General features: G+C 68.9%; 17 protein-coding genes. 10 read left to right on the top strand and 7 right to left on the bottom strand.

Features of this window, described 5'->3' with window-relative positions:
- Positions 1–63 precede the first annotated feature (63 nt).
- Entirely contained in the window at positions 64–1386 is a 1323-nt protein-coding gene (locus ACTWPP_RS12335; protein WP_443104336.1) for an aminotransferase class V-fold PLP-dependent enzyme, read from the bottom strand.
- Between the two features lie 305 nt (positions 1387–1691).
- Between ACTWPP_RS12335 and ACTWPP_RS12330 the strand changes: the two genes are divergently transcribed.
- Both ACTWPP_RS12330 and ACTWPP_RS12325 read left to right on the top strand, forming a co-directional pair.
- Entirely contained in the window at positions 1692–3233 is a 1542-nt protein-coding gene (locus ACTWPP_RS12330; protein WP_443104335.1) for a M1 family metallopeptidase, read from the top strand.
- A gap of 58 nt (positions 3234–3291) precedes the next feature.
- Positions 3292–4542, top strand: a complete 1251-nt coding sequence (locus tag ACTWPP_RS12325) for an aminotransferase class III-fold pyridoxal phosphate-dependent enzyme (RefSeq protein WP_443104334.1) — start codon at positions 3292–3294, stop codon at positions 4540–4542.
- Between the two features lie 46 nt (positions 4543–4588).
- On the opposite strand, the gene ACTWPP_RS12320 is transcribed toward ACTWPP_RS12325, so the two are convergent.
- Both ACTWPP_RS12320 and ACTWPP_RS12315 read right to left on the bottom strand, forming a co-directional pair.
- Positions 4589–5536, bottom strand: coding sequence for a decaprenyl-phosphate phosphoribosyltransferase (locus tag ACTWPP_RS12320; protein ID WP_443104333.1), 948 nt, complete (start codon positions 5534–5536; stop codon positions 4589–4591).
- Complete coding sequence (locus tag ACTWPP_RS12315) at positions 5533–6759, bottom strand: glycosyltransferase 87 family protein (RefSeq protein WP_443104332.1); 1227 nt, start codon at positions 6757–6759, stop codon at positions 5533–5535. Before ACTWPP_RS12315 ends, ACTWPP_RS12320 begins: the two co-directional genes overlap by 4 nt.
- Before the next feature lie 284 nt (positions 6760–7043).
- On the opposite strand from ACTWPP_RS12315, the gene ACTWPP_RS12310 reads away from it, so the two are divergent.
- From ACTWPP_RS12310 to ACTWPP_RS12300, 3 genes are all read left to right on the top strand, one after another.
- Positions 7044–7388, top strand: coding sequence for a YciI family protein (locus tag ACTWPP_RS12310; RefSeq protein ID WP_443104331.1), 345 nt, complete (start codon positions 7044–7046; stop codon positions 7386–7388).
- Positions 7389–7390: 2 nt separating this feature from the next.
- Entirely contained in the window at positions 7391–8611 is a 1221-nt protein-coding gene (locus ACTWPP_RS12305; protein ID WP_443104330.1) for an RNA polymerase sigma factor, read from the top strand.
- A gap of 163 nt (positions 8612–8774) precedes the next feature.
- Entirely contained in the window at positions 8775–10238 is a 1464-nt protein-coding gene (locus ACTWPP_RS12300) for an MFS transporter (RefSeq protein ID WP_443104329.1), read from the top strand.
- Between the two features lie 162 nt (positions 10239–10400).
- Here ACTWPP_RS12300 and ACTWPP_RS12295 read toward each other — a convergent pair whose 3' ends face one another.
- Together ACTWPP_RS12295 and ACTWPP_RS12290 are read right to left on the bottom strand one after the other, a co-directional pair.
- Positions 10401–11648 carry an MFS transporter gene (locus tag ACTWPP_RS12295; RefSeq protein ID WP_443104328.1) on the bottom strand — a complete coding sequence of 416 codons (1248 nt, stop codon included), beginning with the start codon at positions 11646–11648 and terminating at the stop codon, positions 10401–10403.
- Positions 11642–13153, bottom strand: a complete 1512-nt coding sequence (locus ACTWPP_RS12290; protein ID WP_443104327.1) for an ABC transporter substrate-binding protein — start codon at positions 13151–13153, stop codon at positions 11642–11644. The genes ACTWPP_RS12295 and ACTWPP_RS12290 overlap by 7 nt, the downstream gene beginning before the upstream one ends.
- A 198-nt stretch (positions 13154–13351) precedes the next feature.
- On the opposite strand from ACTWPP_RS12290, the gene ACTWPP_RS12285 reads away from it, so the two are divergent.
- Positions 13352–14959 carry an amidase gene (locus ACTWPP_RS12285; protein ID WP_443104326.1) on the top strand — a complete coding sequence of 536 codons (1608 nt, stop codon included), beginning with the start codon at positions 13352–13354 and terminating at the stop codon, positions 14957–14959.
- Between the two features lie 40 nt (positions 14960–14999).
- A complete protein-coding gene (locus ACTWPP_RS12280; protein ID WP_443104325.1) occupies positions 15000–15521 on the top strand; it encodes a DUF3224 domain-containing protein in 522 nt (173 codons plus the stop codon).
- A gap of 88 nt (positions 15522–15609) precedes the next feature.
- Here ACTWPP_RS12280 and ACTWPP_RS12275 read toward each other — a convergent pair whose 3' ends face one another.
- On the bottom strand, positions 15610–15930 hold the full coding sequence (locus ACTWPP_RS12275) for a hypothetical protein (protein WP_443104324.1): 321 nt from the start codon (positions 15928–15930) through the stop codon (positions 15610–15612).
- Positions 15931–16070: 140 nt separating this feature from the next.
- Positions 16071–16421 carry a YciI family protein gene (locus ACTWPP_RS12270; protein ID WP_443104323.1) on the bottom strand — a complete coding sequence of 117 codons (351 nt, stop codon included), beginning with the start codon at positions 16419–16421 and terminating at the stop codon, positions 16071–16073.
- A 222-nt stretch (positions 16422–16643) separates the two neighbouring features.
- Here ACTWPP_RS12270 and ACTWPP_RS12265 point away from each other — a divergent pair, with 222 nt between their 5' ends.
- The 3 genes from ACTWPP_RS12265 to ACTWPP_RS12255 are packed head-to-tail and all read left to right on the top strand — an operon-like array spanning position 16644 to position 20649.
- On the top strand, positions 16644–17357 hold the full coding sequence (locus tag ACTWPP_RS12265; RefSeq protein WP_443104322.1) for an SRPBCC domain-containing protein: 714 nt from the start codon (positions 16644–16646) through the stop codon (positions 17355–17357).
- Positions 17354–19003: a peptide ABC transporter substrate-binding protein gene (locus ACTWPP_RS12260; RefSeq protein ID WP_443104321.1), complete on the top strand. Its 1650-nt coding sequence runs from the start codon at positions 17354–17356 to the stop codon at positions 19001–19003. Before ACTWPP_RS12265 ends, ACTWPP_RS12260 begins: the two co-directional genes overlap by 4 nt.
- Positions 18967–20649, top strand: a complete 1683-nt coding sequence (locus ACTWPP_RS12255; protein WP_443104320.1) for an MFS transporter — start codon at positions 18967–18969, stop codon at positions 20647–20649. The genes ACTWPP_RS12260 and ACTWPP_RS12255 overlap by 37 nt, the downstream gene beginning before the upstream one ends.
- The last annotated feature ends 147 nt before the right edge of the window (positions 20650–20796 follow it).

Below are 20796 nucleotides of genomic sequence, written 5' to 3'. Positions count from 1 at the left end.
GGCCTCCGGTGTAGCCGGACCCGGCGGGGCTCACTGCGGGTCACGAGTTCTGGTTCCGTGACGTCAGCGCAGAGCCGCGACCGCCCGGACGGCCCGACGCACATCCGCCTCCCCCGTGACGAGGCTCGGACCGAGCCGCACGTAGGACTGCTTGTAGGGAGTGGCGCCCGCGTACACCCGGTGCTTGTGGATCAGCTCCTCCTGGGCCGCGCCCGTCTCCATGCCCTCGACCGAGAAGCACACGATGCCGGCCGACAGCGCGGGATCTCTGGGAGTGTGGAGCCGGACATGCCCGAGCTCTGACAGGCCGTCCTTGAGCTGCGTGGACAGTTCCTGGATCCGGTCCCTGATCCGCTCGGCGCCGATGCGCCGGTGGAAATCCAGCGCCTCGGGCAGCGCCCACCGGTTCTCGAAGGTGTGGTAGCCGCCGGGCGTGTTGAGCTCACCGGGCTCGCCCACCGGAGGACGTCCCTCGATCCAGGCGACGATCGCGGCCTCGGAGAAGCTCGGGATGATCGGCTGGACGGCCGCCCACGCGTCAGTACGTCCCCACACGAACCCGGTCCCGCGCGGGCCGAACAACCATTTGTGTCCGGACGTCACGTAGAAGTCGCATCCCGTCTCGGGAATGCGAACCAGCGTCGCGGCGAACTCGTGCGCGCCGTCCACGCACACCAGCACCCGGTCGGCGGCGTCCCGGCGCGCGTTCACCTGCTTCACGGCCTCGCAGATGTCGGCCATCGGCAGGCGGACGCCGGTACTCGAATGGACCGACGTGAGTGCGAGCACACGGGTGCCGGGACGTATCTCCCGCCGGATCCGCGCGACGATCTCCGCCACCGACGCGCGGGCCGGGTCGGTGTACAGGGGCACACGTCGCACCGAGAAGCCGGCCACGTCCGAGTGAAGGCGCAGCGCCTCGTGTGTGGCGTAGAACTCGTGATCCGTGGTGAGAACCTCCTGGCCGGGCCGCAGCTTGAGTCCCCGGTAGAGCAACCCCAGCCCCATCGTGGTGCTGTCGGTCAGCATGTACTCGCTCTTGTCTCCGCCGGCGTACGCGGCCAGGGCCCGGCGCACGGCGTCACTGGTGCGCATGTCGTTGGCCTCCATCCCGTACTTGTGGGGATCGAAGTCCATGAGCCGCCGATACCTGGCGACGGCCGCGCGAACCTGGGCCGGTGGTGACGAGAGCACGAACGCCGTGAACTGGGCGTAGCGGCGAGTCACGGCGAACTGGTCCCGGACCGAGGACCAGTCCCGCGGGTCGAAACGGCCGGGCGCGCCGGCCTCTTCACCGGGACCGGTGGCGGCATTGGCCGCGCCGTTCAGATAGCCGGTGCCCGAGGCCAGCAACGTACCGGCCCCCAGCAGACCACCGCCCAGCAAGGCGCGCCGAGATGTTCCCCTCCGACGGCCCGTCACGGCTTGCGGAAGGCTTCTGACTCGGGACATCGTTAAATCCTCCCAGGGGTGAGCTAAACGAGAACGGGCGACGATCTCGCAGAAAGTAACTCCGCAGGATGACCGGCCACAAGAAGCCGTGCCCACAACAGCATTTTTCGCCGTGCCGCCATCTCGGCACATGCGCAACAAAAGCCGGGCAAGGCATTTTTCCTCGAAGCTAGGCTGCTCAGCCGAGAGATGGCGACGGAAACCATCAGCGAATCCGCATGAAGGGGGAGGGAGCCGCGATGTTCGCCGGGAGAGCCGCCAAGCTCGGCGGGGCCGCGACGACCGCGCTCGGACTGCTTGCGGGAACCGCCGCGGCGGGCACCGGCGGGCACGGATCCGCGGGCCTCGGCGATCCTTATTTCCCGAGCTACGGCAATGGCGGATACAACGTCTCGCATTACGACATCCGGCTGCGGTACCAGCCTCGCGACGACCGGTTGTGGGGCACCACCACGGTTCTCGCGCGGGCCACGCAGGTTCTGACCCGCTTCAATCTGGACTTCGCGCTGGGAGTGCGCTCCGTCCACGTGAACGGAAGGCCCGCCAGGTTCGTCCGGCAGGGCACCGAGCTCCAGATCACACCGGCGACCGTGTTGCGAAAGAATGCCCGCCTCACCGTCGTCGTCGCCTATGACGGCGTTCCGTCGAAGGTGGACGCTCCCGGCTTCACCCGATGGATCCGAACATCCGACGGGGGCATGGCGGTCGGCGAACCGGAGGCGGCGATCTACTGGTATCCCAGCAACGACCACCCGCGGGACAAGGCGACCTTCGACATTTCCGTGGCCGTTCCGGAGGGCGTCACGGCCGTGTCCAACGGGCTCTTTCTCGGGACCCGTGACCGCTTCCCGAGACCGGGATGGAAGCGTTGGAACTGGCGCGTCACAAGCCCGATGGCGACCTACCTCGCGTCTCTGGTGATCGGGGACTACGACCTGGAAGTGGGAGAGGGCTCCCACGGACGCCCGTTCGTCACGGCGTACGCAAAGGGGCTGGGCGCCGACCGGCCCGCCGCCGAAGCCAGCATCGAACGGACACCCGAGATCGTGCGCTTCTTCGCCGGCCTCTACGGCGACTACCCCTTCGAGGCCGAGGGCGGGGTCGTCACGGCCGAGGGCCTCACCTTCGCACTCGAGAACCAGACCCGGCCGAGCTACTCGCGGAAGTACTTCACGCTCGGCAGCAACACCTACGTGGTGGCCCACGAGGCGGCCCACCAGTGGTTCGGCGACTCGGTCTCCGTCGACACCTGGCGCGACCTGTGGCTGAACGAGGGTTTCGCCACCTACGGCGAATGGCTGTGGTCCGAGCACATCGGCGAGGGCACCGCCCAGGAGATCTTCGATTACGAGTACTCCCGGCGTCCCGCCGACGACCCGTTCTGGCAGGTCCTTCCGGCCGATCCGGGGGCGGACCTGGCGTTCCACCGAGCCGTCTATGATCGGGGCGCCATGGCCCTGCACGCGCTCCGCACGACGGTCGGTTTCGCGGTGTTCAAACGGATCATGCGTACCTGGGCCGCACGGCGAGGCGGCGGGACGGGCACCATCGAGCAGTTCATCGAACTGGCCGAACACACGTCCGGGCGGCCGCTGCGCCCGTTGTTCGACACCTGGCTGTTCTCCCGAGGACGGCCGGCCGCGACCGCCGCGACCGCCGTCTCACCCTCGGCGCTGAGCAGGGCCGCCCCGCCGAGATCCGTCAAGAAGATCGTCTCGGCGGACGCCCATCCGCATCGAGGCGCCCCCAGGTCCACGCACCACACGCACACGGAACCGTAGATGGGCAGGCCCCTTGTTCCATTCCGACGCCTATCCCCTGTGGCACGGCGCATACCCGATGGGCTCCTACCTTCGAAACCTGAACGGGCCCGGTCGGTTTCTGGTTCACGGGGAAGGCGCCTGGGTCCACGACCACGACGGCAGACGGTACCTGGACGCCCGGTCGTCCATGTGGCACGGCATCCTGGGGCACGGTCATCCGGCGGTGATCTCCGCGATCCGGGAACAGGCGGAAAGGCTGATGCTGGGCGGCACGGTCTTCTATGACCGGCCGCCGCACGTCACCGTGACCTTCGCCGAAAGGCTGGCCTCGGCGCTGCCCGGGGGGCTGCGCCGGATCCGGCTGGGCGGCAGCGGCGCGCAGATGCTGGAGGGCGCGGTCATGCTCTCCCGTCTCCATCGCGCGATCAGCGGAACGCCCGACCGCACCGCGGTCATCAGCATGGCGGGCGGCTACCACGGAATGAACACCGCCGCGCTCGCGCTCAGCGGTTCGCTGGCGAGCCAGCACGGCTTCTACGGCCCGCTGCCGAACGAGGTGTACTTCGCGGATCAGAGCGCCGGGAGCTGGACGGCGGCGGTGCTGGCGGTGGCCGACCGGCTGGGCGACGACCGCGTGACCGCCGTCCTCATCGAGCCCATCATGAGCTCCACCGGTGACATGCCCGCCACCGCGGATCTGCTCACGCTGGCCGAGCTGTGCCGGGACAGGGAGATCCATCTCATCGCCGACGAGGTGACCACCGGCCACGGGAGGGTGGGGGCACTGTCGCGGATGAACCAGCTGGGAGTCCTCCCCGACATGCTGGTGCTCGGTCCGGCGCTGACCGGCGGCTACCTGCCGGCCGCCGCGCTGGCCGTATCGGAGGAGATCTTCCAGGACATGGCGGAACCGCCGAACGGACTGGGGCTGCTGCACGGTTCCACCACGGACGGCAACCCGCTGGCGGCCGCCGCGGGCCTGGCCGTCCTCGACGTGCTTCAGGGCGGTGTGCTCAGCGGCGTGCCGGACAAGGCTCGGCTGCTGACCGACACGCTGGTGCAGATTCGCGACGCGCACCTGCCCGCGGGGGACGTGGCGGGTGTCGGGCTGCTCCAGAGGCTGGTGCTCCGGACGTCGGACGGTGACCACTGGCTGGGGCCGGAGGCGACGATGCTCCGCGACGCCTGCGAGGAGAACGGCCTCCTGGTCAGCACGACTTCGGGGTGCCTGTTCGTCGTCCCACCGCTCACCATCATCGAGCACGGAATCCACGAGATCGGTGAAAGACTGGACCGGTCCTTTCGCCTGTTCCGGACCCGGTCGTGAACCTCGCCGGCACCGGCCGAAGTGGACGACACCGGCCCCGCCGACGTCAGAAGTAGATCCCGGCCACGACGCACAGGACGTTCAGGCCGAGGAAGATCTGCAACGAGACGTCCCGCAGCACGAGTTCCTCCGGTTCCTCGGCGGCGCCCCGCTCCATCACGAGGTTGAGGCGCATGATCATCAGGATGAAGGGCACGACGCTGAGGGCCCGGAGGCTCAGCCCGGGCATGCTGCTCACGTCGAGCGCCCACAGGGCGTAGGTCACCACCACCGCCCCCGACAACGTCGCCCGCAGCTGCGCCAGGTAGCCGCGGGAGTAGGCGCGCAGGGCCGCGCGCGTGCCCTCCTTGTCCAAGGCGAGTTCGGCCTCGCGTTTTCCCACCACGAGGAGCAGGGACATCAGCGACACCACGATCAGGAACCAACTCGACGCCGGGACGCCGATCACGACCGCGCCGGCGACGGCCCTGATCACATGGCAGCCCGCCACGGCGGCCAGATCGACGATGGGCCAGTGCTTGAGCACGATGCTGTACGCGGTCGCGAGAGCGAGGTAGCAGGCGACCGCGGCCACGAGCCGGCTCCCTCCGGCCACCGCGGCCGCCGGCAGTGAGAGCGCGATCAGGAGGGCGGCGGCCGTGAGCGCCGCGCCGACCGAGATCCTGCCGGCGGCCACGGGACGCCGAGCCTTCCGAGGGTGCAGCCTGTCCGCTGCGACGTCTCGAACGTCATTGACCAGGTAGGTGCCGCTGGCCGCCAGGCAGAGGGCGAGGAAGGCGCCGACCGTGCGCAGCACGCTCGTCAGGTCGTCCGCCGAACCGGAGGACGCCAGGGCGGAGAACACCAGCAGGTTCTTCAGCCACTGCCTGGGACGGCAGGCCCTGATCAGTGAGACTGCCCATCCCCGGCCGGACGCGGCGCCGCCGAGATTCGGATGGGCGGCTTCGGAGGCGGGTGGGTCCGGATGATGGGGCCGCGCGCCGACCTGAGTCATGACCGCATCGCTTCGGTGCCGCCGGTCGCCTCCGGGGCCGCGGTCTCGACCTCCCGAGGCCTGACCGGAGACCGCGCTCCCATGCCCGCGAGGGCGCCCAGCATCGCGAGCGCGATCAGCGGATACGCGTCACCGGCCACGAACTCGACGACGCTCCAGTGCCGCTCGCTGCCGTCATAGAACTGCATGAGCCAAGGCGGGCCGATGTAGAACACGGCCGCAACGAATGCCGTGACCGTGCCGAGCATCAGATCCCGGCGTTCGACCGCCAGCGCCGCCAGGATCATGAGGCCAGGGACGACCCAGACCCAGTGATACGTCCAGGAGGTCGGCGCCCAGAGCAGCGCCGGCATCGCATTGACGACCAGCGCCGCCGCCGCACCGTACCCCGGCATCCGGAACATGTTGCGCATCGCGAGCACGGTCATGGCGAGCACCGCCGCATACAGCATCACCACCAGCGCACCGGGAACGGGAGCCCAGTGGAACCGTTCCGTCAGCCCCACCAGAGACTGGTTGGGAGACCACCACCAGCCGACCAGGTCCGTCACGCGGTCGCTGTCGAAAAGATGCTTGGTCCAGTAATCCAGGGAATCATCGAAGGCGACCGCGAACCCGGCCGCGGTGCCGATGGCGAAGCCCGCGGCGCTGACCAGCAGCGCACGGGTGTCCTTCCGAAGCAGAAAGAACAGCAGGAAGACACCGGGCAGCACCTTGATACTGATCGCCAAGCCCAGCAGCAGACCGCGCGGCCAGCGTGGCCGGGGCGTCAGGCAGTCGGCGGCGACCATGGCCATCAGCACGATGTTCATCTGCCCGAAGGTGAGTTCGTCGCGGACGGGGCCCAGCAGCGTGAGCACCGGCAGCACCGCCAGGGTGAGGTGCCAGGCGTTCAGGCCGCTGAAGCGCGGCGCGATGACGCGTGCGAAGAGATGGACCACGCAGGCGAGGGCCGCCAGCGACACGGCGAACCAGAGAGCGATTCCGAGTCCGCGCGGCAGGAGCGTCACCGGAGCCAGTGTCGCGGCGGCGACCGGCGGATTCATCAGGACCAGTTTGAGCGGACCGGTGGCCGTCCGGATCTCCGGCAGGTCGTGGACGCTGCCGCCGTTCCACCATTCCGCGCTGGCGGCGCGGTAGACATCGAAGTCGAGCGAGTGGAACTCGTTCAGTCCCAGGATGACAGAAAGGGCCGCGAGCTCCAGTATCAGGGCGGCGGCCACCCGGCCTTTCATCGTCATATCGGTACCCTCCGCAGCGCCCTTTCTCCGGGAACCTCGATCGCTGCGAGAGTACGGCCGCGCCGATACCCGGGCTCGGCCAATCTTGCTCAGCTCCGCTTCGGAGGATCGTCCTGCTCTGTGCTCGCGCACCGGGCGCGAGCGGCGCGCGGAAGCGGCCCGTCGAGAAAATTCAGTCCATGCTGTCGAATCGGGGGCGGGCTGCGCGTCATGGAAGTGAGGACCGGTCGCAACGAGAGCCGGCGCCCTGAGCTGGAAGGACGATCGTGAAGTATGCCCTGCTGGTCTACCAGAACGAGAAACAGAACTCGGACGTCTCCGAGGACGAGCTCGCCTCCCTCTACGGGGAGCACCACCAGCTGATCGCCGCACTGCGGAAAGCCGGAGCACTGGAGGGAAGCACCCAGCTCAAGGAGTCGTACACGGCGACCACCGTGCGAACATCGGAAACCGAAACCGAAATCATCGAGGGTCCGTTCGCCGACAGCCCGGAGCAGCTCGGCGGCTTCTACCTGATCGAGGTGCCCCATCTGGACGAGGCATTGAGGTTCGCCAGGCTCCTGCCATCGTTCACCGTGGAGATCAGGCCGATCATGGAGAGCGGGAACTGAAGATGGGAGATGCGGTCGAGGAAGCGTACCGGGCGCACTGGGCACGGCTCGTCGCCCTGCTCACCGCCCAGTTCCGGGACCTCGACCTCGCGGAGGAGACACTGCAGGAGGCGTTCGCCGCGGCGGTGTCGCATTGGCCCGCGGAAGGAATTCCACGCAATCCCGCCGCCTGGCTGCTCACCACCGCCAGGCGGCGGGCCGTCGACCGGCTGCGGCGGGACGCGACGGCCGCGCGCAATCTCCCGCTCCTGGTGAAGGAGGAGGAGGTGCTCGACGTTTACCAGAGCGACGATGCCTCGCAGATCCCGGACGAGCGGCTCCAGCTGATCTTCACCTGCTGTCACCCGGCGATGGCGATGGAGTCTCGCATCGCCCTGACCCTGAGGTTCGTCGGCGGCCTGACCACCGCGGAGATCGCCCGGCTGTTCCTGGTCTCGGAACCGACGATGGCCGCACGCCTGGGCCGGGCCAAGAAGCGGCTCTCGGCCGCCGGCATCCCGTTCGGAGTACCCGAACGGCACGAGCTCGGCGAACGGCGGGCCGGCGTGCTGGCGGTGATCTACCTCGTCTTCACCGAAGGGTACGCCGCCACCAGCGGCGACCGGCTCATCCGCGAGGACCTGGCCGGTGAGGCCATCCGGCTGGGACGCCTCATGGCCGAGTTGATGCCCGGTGACTCCGAGGTGACCGCGTTGCTGGCCCTGATGGTGCTGCATCACGCCAGACGCGCGGCCCGGCTGGACTCCGAAGGCGAGATCGTCCTCCTCGCCGAGCAGGATCGCGAACTGTGGCGCTGGTCGGAGATCGACGTCGGGCTGAGCCTGCTGACCGGCTCGGCCTCCGACATCGACCGGCCCGGCCCCTATCTGCTGCAGGCCGCGATCGCCGGCGCGCACGCCCGCGCCCGGCACGCCGCCGACACCGACTGGCCGACGATCGCCAAGCTCTACGCCCGGCTGGAGCAGGTCACCGGCTCCGCCGTGGTCCGGCTGAACAGGGCCGTGGCGGTCGCGCACGTCTCGGGCCCGCAGGCGGCACTCGACCTGCTCGTAGGGCTCGAAGAGGAACTCCCCCGGCATCACCTCCTGCCGGCCACGCGCGCCGACCTCCTGCGCCGCCTCGGCAGGCGGACCGAGGCCATCGCCGAGTACGACCGCGCACTCGAACTGGTCCGTACCGACGCCGAACGCACGTTCCTGCTGGCCCGGCGAACCCGCTGCTGAGCGGGCGAACGTCCGATCTTCCTCCCCGTCACCTGCGATGACGCCGCCCAGAGTGAATATCTGGGCGGCGCTGTCGATTCCGGGCCCGCTTCCCCGTCATCGCTGTGAAGGCCGGTTGGGAGGCCGGCGGACAGAACCAACGACAAGGGAGGAGCTGACCCACGTGGATACAGCGACTCAGAAGAACGATCGGTCGAAGGGACTCGCCCTGGCCCTGCTGGCCACGGCGCAGTTCGTGCTGATCCTTGATGCCGGAATCGTCAACGTCGCGTTGCCCTCGCTCGGCAGGGAACTGGATTTCGCTCCCGGCAACCTGGCTTGGGTCTCCAACGCCTACACGGTGGTCTTCGGAGGGCTGCTCCTGCTGGGCGGACGGTTCGCCGACCTGGCGGGGCCCCGCAGGATGTTCATGTTCGGCATGGCGATCCTCACCGTCGCCTCGCTGGCCGGCGGCCTGGCCATGTCGTCCGGCTGGCTGATCGCGGCTCGCGCGGGCCAGGGGCTGGGCGCGGCGCTGATCTCGCCGGCGGCGCTCATGCTGGTGATGACGACCTTCGCCGCCGGCCCGGAGCGCAACCGTGCGCTGGGCGTGTTCATGAGCATGTCGGGACTCGGCGGAGCCTGTGGCTTCCTCTTCGGAGGCGTGCTCACCGAGTGGCTGGGCTGGCAGGCCGTCTTCTACGTCAACGTGCCGATCGCCGCGTCGGCCGTGGTCCTGGCCCGGCGCCTTCTGCTCGAAGTGCGCGGCGACCGGACCGGCAGGGCCTTCGACGTCGCCGGGGCCGTCACCGTCACCGTCGGGCTCGCGCTGCTCGTGTACGCGATCCTGGACGCCAACGAGGCCGGCTGGGGCTCCGCGCGGACGCTCACCGTGACCGGGGTCGCTCTGGTCCTGCTGGCGGCGTTCACCCTCATCGAGGCGCGGAGCGCGAATCCGCTCATCCCGCTGTCGATCTTCAGGAACCGGACCCTCAGCAGCGCCAATTTCCTGGCGGTGCTCCTGACCATGTCCGTCTTCCCGTTCTTCTTCTTCCTCACGCTCCATCTCCAGCAGGTGCTCGGCTACTCCCCGTTCGAGGCCGGACTCGGGCAACTGCCGGTGGCGCTGGCGATGAGCGTGGCCGCCGCCGGGTTCGCGTCCAAACTCGTCGACCGGTTCGGCTACGCCAACGTTCTCGCGGGCGGGCTGGCGCTGATCGCGGCCGGCCTCGGCTGGATGTCCGGCATCTCCGTCGTGGGCGGCTACTGGGCGCAGGTGGCCGGTCCGTGCATCCTGGTCGGCACCGGTGCGGGCTGCACATTCGTCGCCGTCACCGTGGCGGCCACGGCGACGGCCCGGCCGCACGAGGCGGGACTCGCCGCCGGACTGATCAACACCACCCAGCAGATCGGCGGCGCGCTGGGGCTCGCCGTCCTGGTGGCGGTCTCGGCCGCCGCGACCACCGGCGCCGCGGGTTCTCGCGCCGGTCTCGTGGACGGCTACCAGGCCGCGTTCCTGACCGGCGCGTTCATCGCGGTCGCCGCGGCCGTACTCACCCTGGTTCTGCTCCGGAGGGCGGGCCGGCCGGCCGGCGCCCCCGTGGAGGAAGCGGATGTCCCCACAGAGACGGCCGCAGATCTGAGGTGAACCGGCGACGGCACTGCGGGGCCGGCACCGCCAGCACGGCGGCGCCGGCCTCGCGGCACGTCCACCCGCACGAAGGCGTAGACGGGGAGCGTCACTGCCCTCACCGCCGGACCGGCGCGGCGTGTGGGACGGCATGGCGACCAGCGCACGGCTGGAACGGCCTCAGCCCGCGCGGGTCACAACGGGCACGGAATCCGAAGCGGGACGCGGTTCGCTCCGTCGCCAAAGCACGCGCAGGGGCATCGCGGACAAAGTCACCAGGCCCAGCAGCAGGAACGACGCCGTCATGCCCCACCGGTCGATGGACGAACCGAGGAGCGGTTGAAGAGCCGCGGTCATCAACGTCAGCAACAACCCCTGCAGCGAGAGCAGGGTCGCGCGGGTGGCCGATGAGACCCTCTGGTTCAACTGGTCCGACAGCACCGGCCTCAGCGAACCCTGAACGAACCCGATGAGCAGCATGCTGCCGAACCCGATCCACCACTGCTCGGCCATGGCGAGGACGGCCAGGCCGAGGGTGAACAGCGCAGGCCCTGCATAAAGCGAAGCCGGCAAGGCTCTTCCGGAGGCCAGCACCGAACCGAAGCGCGACCCGGCGACGCCCGCGAGACGCAGGACCAGGAACAGCACGCCGATCCAGCCGACCGACAGCCTGTGCTCGGAAACGTACGGCTGGAAGAGGAGGAAGACGACGATCCACGCGCTCGAAGAGATGAGTGCCGAGAACACCAGCAGGTACCGGATATCGGGTTCACGGCGGACGAACGAACCGGCCGCCCGCAGCGTCGCCACGTACGGCTTGCGATCCGCCGCTTCCCGTGGCGGTTCCCTCGTGGCCAGCACGAAGCCCAGCCCGACGACGGTCATCAGGCTCGACAGCAGGAGCGGCAGGGCGAGCGACCATGCCGCGACCACCCCGCCGGCGACGCTGGCGACACCCTGTGAGAACTGGATGATCGCGTAGGAACGGCCCGCGACGGACTTGTACTCCTGCTCCCTGCCATCCGCCTTCAGGCTGTCGTACTGCATGGCCATATCGGTGCCGGATTGCAGGGCCATCCCCGCCGACCAGACCAGATAGCCGGCCATGACCCCCCAATAGGCCGGGACGAGCGCCATGACCGCGATTCCGGTCGCCACCGTCGCGGTTCCGATGAGGAGCGTGATCCGGCGTCCCACCGCGTCCGCCAACGCGCCCGCCGGAACCTCGGCACCCGCCATCAGCAGCCACGAGAGCCCCATCATCACGGTGATCTGGGTCAACGACAGATGCCGCTCGTCCCGGAGGAAGAGAATCCAGACCGGCATGAAGAGGGAAAAGTTCGTGAACCCCTGATACAGGTAGACCTTCCGAATGTTGCCGCCGCCCGGGGCCACCGAAGCGCCCTTTCCCTGGCCGCGCCTCAGCATGTGACGTCCCATCGGTGCAGATACATGAACCGGTTACCCGGCGTACGGGGCGGCTGCGGAATCTTGATCCTCCGGCGGGCGACGTCGGTCACCATCGGGTGGAACAGGAACACCTGCGGCACGTCTCCCACGATCAGAGCCTGGGCCTCGTTCAGGAGCGCCATGCGGGAGGCCCGGTCCGGCTGGGTCTGGCTTTGATCCAACAAGCGGTCGACCTGTGGATTGCGATACGCCAGCCGGTTCCAGCCTTGTGGCGTGAGCATCGCAGAGTGGTAGAACGCATGGAGGAAGGCGGGATCGGGATTGGGTACGAGCGCCATCAGAACCGCGTCGTAGGTGCGCGGGTAAACGTGGTCCCGCAGGAGTTCGCCCATGGCATGGCTCCTGACGGTCACGTCGACGCCGGCATCGGCCAGATCCCCGGCCACCGCCGCCGCGGCATTCTCCTTCACCGAATCGCCGGCCACCGTCAGCAAAGTGAAGGCGAGCGGACGACCGTCCTCTGACATGCGCATCCCGTCGGGGCCGGGCGGGTAGCCGGCCGCGTCCAGCAGTTCGCCCGCCGCCCGGCGGTCATGCGCGAAACGGGGGACGTCGGCGTTGTGCCACGGGCTGAGCGGAGTGATCATGCTGTGCGCGACCTCACCGTGCCCGTCCAGCACATCGCGAACGAGGCGCTCACGGTCGATGGCATGGGCGATGGCGCGGCGTAGCCGGACATCGGCGAAGAGCGGGTTGTCCAGATGAAAGCCGAGGTAGGTGAAACCGGCGTCGACCGAGGCGTTCACCCGGAGGTCTCCGCTCCGGGCGAGTTCGTCCGCCAGCGCGGGCCGCACGCCCGGGACGTAGTCGACCTCACCCGCGATCAGCGCCTCGACGGCGGACTCGGCCGAGGGGAGACAACGCCAGACGACCTCGTCCAGGGGCGGCCTTCCCAGGTGGTATCCGGTCCTCGCCCGCATCACCACACGATCACCACGGTGCCATCGGGCGAACTCGAACGCCCCGGAACCGACCGGCGACCCGTTCAGCGGATGCCCGTCCAGGGGGGCATCGGCATATCGGTGCCGGGGAAGTACGGGACGCCAGGCGAGGGCGTTGAGAAGCGCGGGATAGGGCCGCGGTAGCCGCACCCTCAGGCGGTGTGCGTCCAACGCCTCGAAGGCGATGGGCTCGCCGTCCACCATGAACTCCATCCAGCGATGGCTTCCGCTCGCGGAGTTCTGCAGCGCGGTGAAGGTGAAGGCCGCGTCCTGTGCGGTGACCGGCGTCTCGTCATGCCAGCGCGCCTCTGGGCGCAGTTCGAAATCCCAGACCAGTCCCGACTCCGAAACGCTCCAGTTCCGGGTCAGCCGCCCCGGTACATAGCGCAACCGTTCATCGGTCAGCACAAGGTGATCGAAGATCCGGTTCAGCACCTCGCCGGTGCCCAGATCGCTGTACAGCAACGGATTGAGAACCGTGACATCAGAGGTACGGCCGATCGTCACTCGCCGAAGCGTCATGCCGAACTCCCGCTCGCGATGGTGCCGATTCCACCTGACCATAGGTCGCGGAACACCGCCGCAACCCGGCATTTGTTGCGCGATCCGGTGCGGATGGGCAGACGGCCGGCCGCACCATGTCGCGCAACTTTTCCCTTTCCGGAACCGAGGTTCTGCGATTCCCTGACAGTTGCCAGCCCACTGTCACGGGGACGGATCATGCCGAACATCGGATACCGGACGACCGCCGCGGGAACCGCCATGGCACTCGCCGTCTCTGGAATCTGGACGTCACCCCCGCCCGCCGCCGCGCAGGGAGGAGGCGCCGACCTGGAGACCATGACCATCCCCGAAATCCAGCGGTCCATGGATTCCGGACGGCTGAGCTCCGAGCGCCTCACGAGGCATTATCTGCGGGGAATCCGCAAGGTCGACGGCCATCTTCACGCGGTCCTCAACGCCAATCCCGACGCACTGCGCCACGCACGGGAAAGCGACAGGCGACGGGCCGGGGGCCGGCTGCGCGGGCCCATGGACGGAATCCCGGTACTGCTCAAGGGCAATATCGGCACGGGCGACAAGCAACCCACAACTGCCGGATCGACGGCCATGACGCGCGCTCGCCCCGCTGATGCGTTCCTGGTGAAGAAACTGCGCACCATGGGAGCCGTCCTGCTCGGGAAGGCCAACCTCTCGCAGTGGGCGGCGATGCGCTCCTCGAAGGCGGTGAGCGGCTGGAGTTCGGTCGGCGGACTGACCGCCAATCCGTACGCGCTCGACCGAAGCCCCTGCGGATCCAGCTCTGGGTCCGCGGTCGCCGTGAGCGCCCGGCTCGCGACGGTCGCCCTCGGAACCGAAACCGACGGCTCGATCACCTGCCCGAGCAGTATGAACGGGGTCGTCGGGCTGAAACCCACCCGCGGCGCGATCAGCCGCCGCGGGCTCGTTCCGATCTCCCTGAAGCAGGACACGCCGGGGCCGATCGGCAGGAACACCACCGACACCGCACTGCTGCTGGCGCTGCTGCAAGGCCCCGACCCGGGCGATCCGGCGACGCTGCAAGGCCCCGGCCCGGGCGATCAGGTGACCGTGTCCGGCGGAGGATTCACCATCGACCCCGGTGATCCGCGGAAACGATCGCTGCGCGGTGCCCGGATCGGTGTGTGGCGCAGCGCGGTGGCCGGCGGTCCGGACGGCCCCGAGATCCTCGATCGCTCGGTCGCCGCGCTCGGCGCCCTGGGCGCGACGCTCGTGGAACCGGTCGATCTCCCGCCGGTGGACCGGCTCTCCGAGTTCAAAGCCCTGCTCTGCGAGTTCAAGCACGACCTGAACCACTACCTGGCGGCGACCCCCGGCGATCATCCACGCACCCTGGCCGGCCTCATCGCCTACAACCGGGCTCACTCCGGCATCGAGATGCCGTACTTCGGGCAGGACTACTTCGAGGCCGCGGAGCAGACCAGCGGGGACCTGGACGACCCGGCGTGCGCCGGACCACGGGCGGCGGCCCTCCGGAGCGCCCGCGAGGCCCTCCAGACGACCCTCGAGCGACACCGTCTCGATGCCATCGTCTCCCTGACCACGGGACCCGCCTGGAAGGCCGACCTGGCGACCGGTGACCCCGCCTTCGAGAGCGCGGCCTCACCGGCGGCCATCGCGGGGCACCCCCACCTGACCGTCCCCGCCGGGCAATCGGCCGGGCTCCCCGTCGGGCTGTCGCTGATCGGCCCGCGCTGGAGCGACGCGCGGCTGCTCGCGTTCGGATTCGCCTTCGAGCAGTTCACCAAGGCACGAAGGCCGCCGCCCACCGCGTGGCGCACCCCCTGACCCGCTCCCCCATTCCGCCTGATCCTTCATGGAGGTATCGATGCGACCGAAGATGCGTGTCACGGTCCTCGCCGCGACCGCCGCCGTGGCCCTCGCCGCGGTTCCCACGAGCATTCCGGCATCGGCCACGACCGAAGAGGCCGGCAAGCCGGACCACCGCAAGAAGGTCCACGCCACCGGAAAGTTCGAAATCACCAAATGGGTCGAAACTCCGTACATGGAGCTTCCCGAAGGCGGCGAACTCAGCACCGTCAGCACGCTCCAGATCTTCCGCGGAGGGATCGAGGGCGACGGGGGGTCCGAATCCCAGAAGTTCACCCGCGAGGACGGGACCTCTCGATTCACCGGCCTGGTGCGCGTGAACGGACGGCTCGGCGACCGTTCCGGCACGTTCGTCCTGCAGGTGCAGGGCGGCTACGACGGAGTCGCCCGCAGCCGCTGGTTCGTGATCCCCGGCTCGGGCACCGGCGAACTCAAGGGCCTGCGCGGGTCGGGAGGCCATGTATCCACGCATGAAGCGTGGCCCTACGTGACCTACACGCTGAACTACCACTTCGAATAGCAAACGAGCCGCGCGCGGCCCGCACAGCGAAGCGGGCAGGGACGAGTACGTCTCCTGCCCGCTTCGCTGTGCGGGGAACTATCGCGAATCAACCGCCGACGCGCGATCCTGCGGTCTTCGCGTGATCGGGCCAGCTCGCCGCCTGCGTGGGCGGAAGCCACACCCAGTCCTTCATCGGCACACCCCGCCCCGCCGGGTCGAAAAGTTCCGCACCGTCCTGCTTGAGTGCGGCTTCGTGTTCGGCCGTGTCCTTACCGAGTTTGAACGCGGCTCCGTCGTCCTTGAGGGCGACCACGGCCTTCCCGCCGTACTTCAGACAGGGCAGTCCGAACATCTTCCCCGTCGCGAAACCGTCCGCTTCCAGGTCGGCGGCCAGGCTCTCGAACGCCGCTGCGCCATCGGCACTCATTGAACCGCTCATCCTTCCAATCGGATGCCGTGCTCTGACGCTTCAACCCTCCGGCAGGCCGCTACGCATTGGCTACTGATAAATTGCGCTCCGCAGCCGAGCGAGTCGGCGTTTGTTGCGCTCACCGAGCGGGCTCCGGGTCAGCACGCGGGCGGCTCGGCGACCGGACGGACCTCCACCGTGGTACCGGGCAGGTACGCGGCCAGCTCGAGCGCCTCGTCCACGTCGGCGGCGTCGATGATGTAGAAGCCCCCCAGCTGCTCCGTCGTCTCGGCGTAGGGGCCGTCGGTGACCAGCCAGTCGCCATCGCGGCGACGCATGGTCTTCGCCGACCCCGAGAGCGCCAGCTCCTCGCCCCCGTCACGACCGACGTCGCGCTCGGCGAGCCTGCGGATGAAGGCGCCGTGCGCGTCATAGGCGGCGCGACGTTCCTGTTCCGTGGCCCCAGACCACTTCTCCTCCTCCTGGTAGATCAGCAGCGCGAACTTCACGGCGTCCCTCCGTTTCCGGCTTCTGCCACGGCCCTCGCCCGATCGGCCGCGGCGGCGCACAGTACCGACAGCCAACCATCGATCGAGGTGCCATCACCACCGACCACGTTCACCGACGTGGCAACAAACTCCAGATCGTGCAGCAGGAAACTCCAGGCCCGTCCTCGGCCGAATGGGTGAAGGTGAGGCGGTGACCACCTCGCCCGAGAGGAGACCCTGCAGATGAGAAGGTCCTTCGAGAACTCCATCGTCATCGCGGCCACCCGGGAGCGCGTGTGGTGGGCACTCACCGACCCCGCCGAGCTGAACCGGTGGGAGACGACCGACGCGCACCTGGACCTCCGTCCGCACGGCGGGTTCCTCTACGAGTACGCCTACGGTCCGTCCAGGCCGGGAACCTTTCTCGTCGTCGATCCGCCCGGCAGGCTGATGCAGGACAACCTCGTTTTCCATCACAACGCCAGCTACCACTACATCAACACCAACACCCTCGAGACCGTCCCGGACGGCACGCGGCTCACGGTCAAAGTCGAAGGTTATGGGGACCACGACGAAGAGCAATGGCTCCTGGAGAGCATGGACCTCGGGTGGGAAACCGATCTCCGGATCCTCAAGGCCTTCGTCGAATGGGGCAAGGACCTGCGTCCGCAGCTCTGGCGCGGGCTGAAGATCGGTCTGCAGTACATATCGCATTCGGACGGCGGCACGCAGGGAATACGCGTATTGGAGGCGCTCGAAGGAGGTCCGGCGGCCACCGCCGGCATCACCTCCGGGGACATCGTCGTCGCCCTCGACGGAGAGCCGTTCGCCGACTTCCGCGGCTTCCGGTCACTGCTCGCCCGCTACCAGCCCGGAGACACGGCGATCTTCAGGGTCCTGCAGGGCGGGGAGGGGACGGCCACGGATCTCAAGGTCGTTTTCGGGGACGCCCGATGACCGGAACGCACGGCTCCAGGTCGCCGTCGCCGCTTCCCGCGCTGGACTCCGACACCGTGGTGGTGGGGCTCTGCGAGGAACCCGACATGCTCGTCCAGGACTTCAGCCTGCGGCACGCGACATGGGCGGTCCTGAGCACCCTCATGCTCAAGCTGACCCGCTACGACGATTCTTGGCGCGCCTGGCCGGAGCTCGCCGAAGAGCTGCCCACCGTCGCGAACGGCGGTCACCGGACGCTGGAGGACGGCCGAACCGAGATCACCTGGCGGCTGCGGCGCGGTCTGCGCTGGCAGGACGGTGTCCCGGTGACGGCACACGATGCCCTGTTCACCTACGAGCTGCTCAAGGCGACGCCTCCGCCCTACCCTCACCACACGATCATCGAGAGCATCAGCGAGATGATCGTCCCGGCCGGCGACCCCTACACGCTGATCATTCGATGGAGCGCGGACAAGGCGTTCGCCCCGCACGAAGAGTGGGGCACGGTCCTGCCCCGTCATCTGCTCGAGAACGCCGATCTGCAGATCCCCGAGATCCGGGACCGGCATCCGTTCCTCCGCTCGCCCGTCTTCCAGGGCCCGTACCGCTTGGAGGAATGGAAGCCCGGTGAGCACATCACGGTCATCGCCGCCGAACCCCATCCCCGGGGCGGGCCGCTGGTGCGCCGGATCGTCTTCCGCTTCTACCCGGGACCACGCGAGCTCCGAGAGGCGGTGCTGACCGGTGAAGTCGACGTCACCGACCTGACCGGATTCGACATCGAGGACGCCGCCGTCCTCGAGAGCGCGGCGCCGGCGGTCGACGTGCACTACACGCCCGCGCTCACCTGGGAGCACATCGACCTCAACCTCGACGATCCGGTCCTGGCCCGGCGGGAGGTGCGGCGAGCGCTGGCCCACGCCATCGACCGGCGCGAGCTTTCACAGCGGCTCTACCAGGGGCGGCAGCCGATCGCCCACTCCTGGCTGCCCGCCCGCCATCCGGCCGCCGCCGACGACGTTCGCCGCTACGACCATGACCGGGATCGGGCCGGGGCGCTGCTGGACGCGGCCGGGTTCCGGCGTGGCGCCGACGGGATGCGGCGAGCCCCCGACGGCTCCCCGCTCGTGCTCGAACTGCTCACCACCCGGCCTGCGGAGGGAGGCCGATGGACCGCGTCGGCCCAGCGGCCGGAGGCCGCCGACCTCATCCGGGAGCAGCTGGGTCGGGTCGGTGTGGGCGTCCAGGTCGAGCTGCTCCCCGCGGACGAGGCGTTCCCGGTCTTCCGGAGGCGCAAGTTCCGGCATATGGCGATGTTCGCCTGGTCGATGGGGCTGGAGACCACCGGATACCTCATGTGGCATTCATCGAAGATCCCGGACGACAACGAGTGGTACGGCATCAACGTGTCCGGCTGGCGCCATGCGGAGAACGACGGACTTCTCGACCGGATGGCCGCGGAGCACGACGAGGACGAACGACATGACCTGATGCGCCGGCAGCAGCGGCTCTGGGCCGAGGAACTGCCGTCGCTCCCCCTCTATTTCCCGGTAGGTGTCTCTACCGCGAAACGCGGCCTACGCAACATCCGGCCGGTCGGGGTCTTCGGCTCATACGTCACCTGGAACGCGTGGGAGTGGGAGTGGACGCCGCCGGAAGCACCGTGAAGGCGTCCGGGGGCGCGCAACGTCCCCGCTTCGCACACCCTCTCGCCTTCTGGTGCGGTTTCTTCGCCTGCGTGGCGGGGGTCGCATTGCACTTCCCGATGTACCTCCATTCCTCGCACATGGGCTACCACATGGCCGGCATGCCGATGGACGCGCCGATGATGGCCGGCATGGCCTTGATCGTCGTCGGCCTGGCCGCCACCGTCTACGGCCTGGTCCCTCGCGGGCCGGCCCCGGTGCGGCGCGTCCGGGACGTCCGGCACGTCCGGGTCCGTGTCAGGGACGACACCCCGCTCCGCCCGGCGCATCTCGGATTGATGGCGGTCATGACCGCGGCGGTGACCATCGACGCCATGAAACCGATCACGCTCGGCTTCGTGGCACCGGGAATGGCCAGAGAGTACGGCCTGAAATCCGCCATCAACCCGGACGGCACCCTGCCGGTGGCTCTGCTGCCCCTCTGCGGCCTCACCGGGACCGTGCTCGGTTCGTTCCTGTGGGGATGGATGGGCGACCGCATCGGCCGCCGCTCGTCCATCCTCCTCGCCGGGGTCATGTTCGTCACGACCGCCGTGTGCGGCACCATGCCGTCGTTCGCCTGGAACCTGGCCATGTGCGCCCTGATGGGGCTGGCCGCGGGCGGGATGCTGCCCATCGCGTTCTCCCTGCTGGCCGAGACGATCCCGGCACGCCACCGGGGGTGGGTGATGGTGCTCATCGGCGGCAACCTCGCCGTCGCCTACGCTCTCATGAGCTGGCTCTCGTCAGAACTGGTACCGACCTACTCATGGCGCTCGCTCTGGCTGGTCGGCCTGCCAACGGGCGTCCTGCTCATCCTGCTCAATCGCTGGATCCCCGAATCCCCGCGCTTCCTCCTCGCACACGGGCATGAGGCCGAGGCTCGACAGATCATGGCCAGGTACGGGTTGGCCGAAGCGGTCGAGGCCGGGGCCGCGGCCGAAGTCGAGGTCCCGGCCGAACACAGCGAAATTCCGCCGAAAGGCGGTGGATACGCGCCGCTCTTTCAACGACCGCTCGCCGGGCTGAGCCTGGCGGTGGTCGTCCTGGGCCTCGGCATCGGGCTCGTCACCTATGGCTTTCAGTTGTGGATCCCCTCCAATCTGCAGAAACTCGGCCTGGACCAGGCGACGGCCGACCGCGCGCTTCGCGACTCGGCGTTCCTCGGACTACCGCTGATCCTCTTCGCCGCCGCGTCGTACGCCCTGTGGAGCGCGAAGAAGACCCTCGTCGTCCTCGTGGTCGTCGTCACCGCGGCCCTGGTCGCGTTCTCGGTGGCGGGGGATTCCCTCTCCGAGAGCAGCACGTGGCTGTACGTGCTGCTCGCCGCCCCGATCGTCGGTACGGCCACCATCGCCGCCGTGCTGGCCGCCTACAGTTCCGAGGTCTATCCGACACGCATTCGCTCCCGTGGTTCCGGCCTCTCCGCCGGGGTCGGCAAGCTGGGCGGCGTCCTCGTCACCACGGCCTTGGCCGCGGGGCTCGCAGTCCCGTCCATTCCGGCCACCGCGCTCATGGGGGCGGTCCCGCTGGCCGTCTCCATCGTGGTGGTCGTCGTGTTCGGCGTGGAAACCCGCGTCTCTTCACCGCCCCGCCCCGAACGCGAACTGTCCGCCGCGAAAACCTGAGCCATCCCGGCCGGCGCCGCCGACGAACTGTGTGGAGCCGCGGACGCCGTTGAAGGGCCGGGGGCGGTCCGCCAGGCGGACCGTGGACCGTCAGGCAAGACGTGTTCCGGTGGGCGGACTGTGGCGTTACCGGCCGCCCCCGGCGAG

The sequence above is a fragment of the Actinomadura sp. 3N407 genome, from assembly GCF_052245875.1.
In the GTDB taxonomy this organism is placed as follows: domain Bacteria; phylum Actinomycetota; class Actinomycetes; order Streptosporangiales; family Streptosporangiaceae; genus Spirillospora.
Note: the sequence above shows the minus strand (reverse complement) of the source record. Positions and strands in the feature narration are given on the sequence as shown.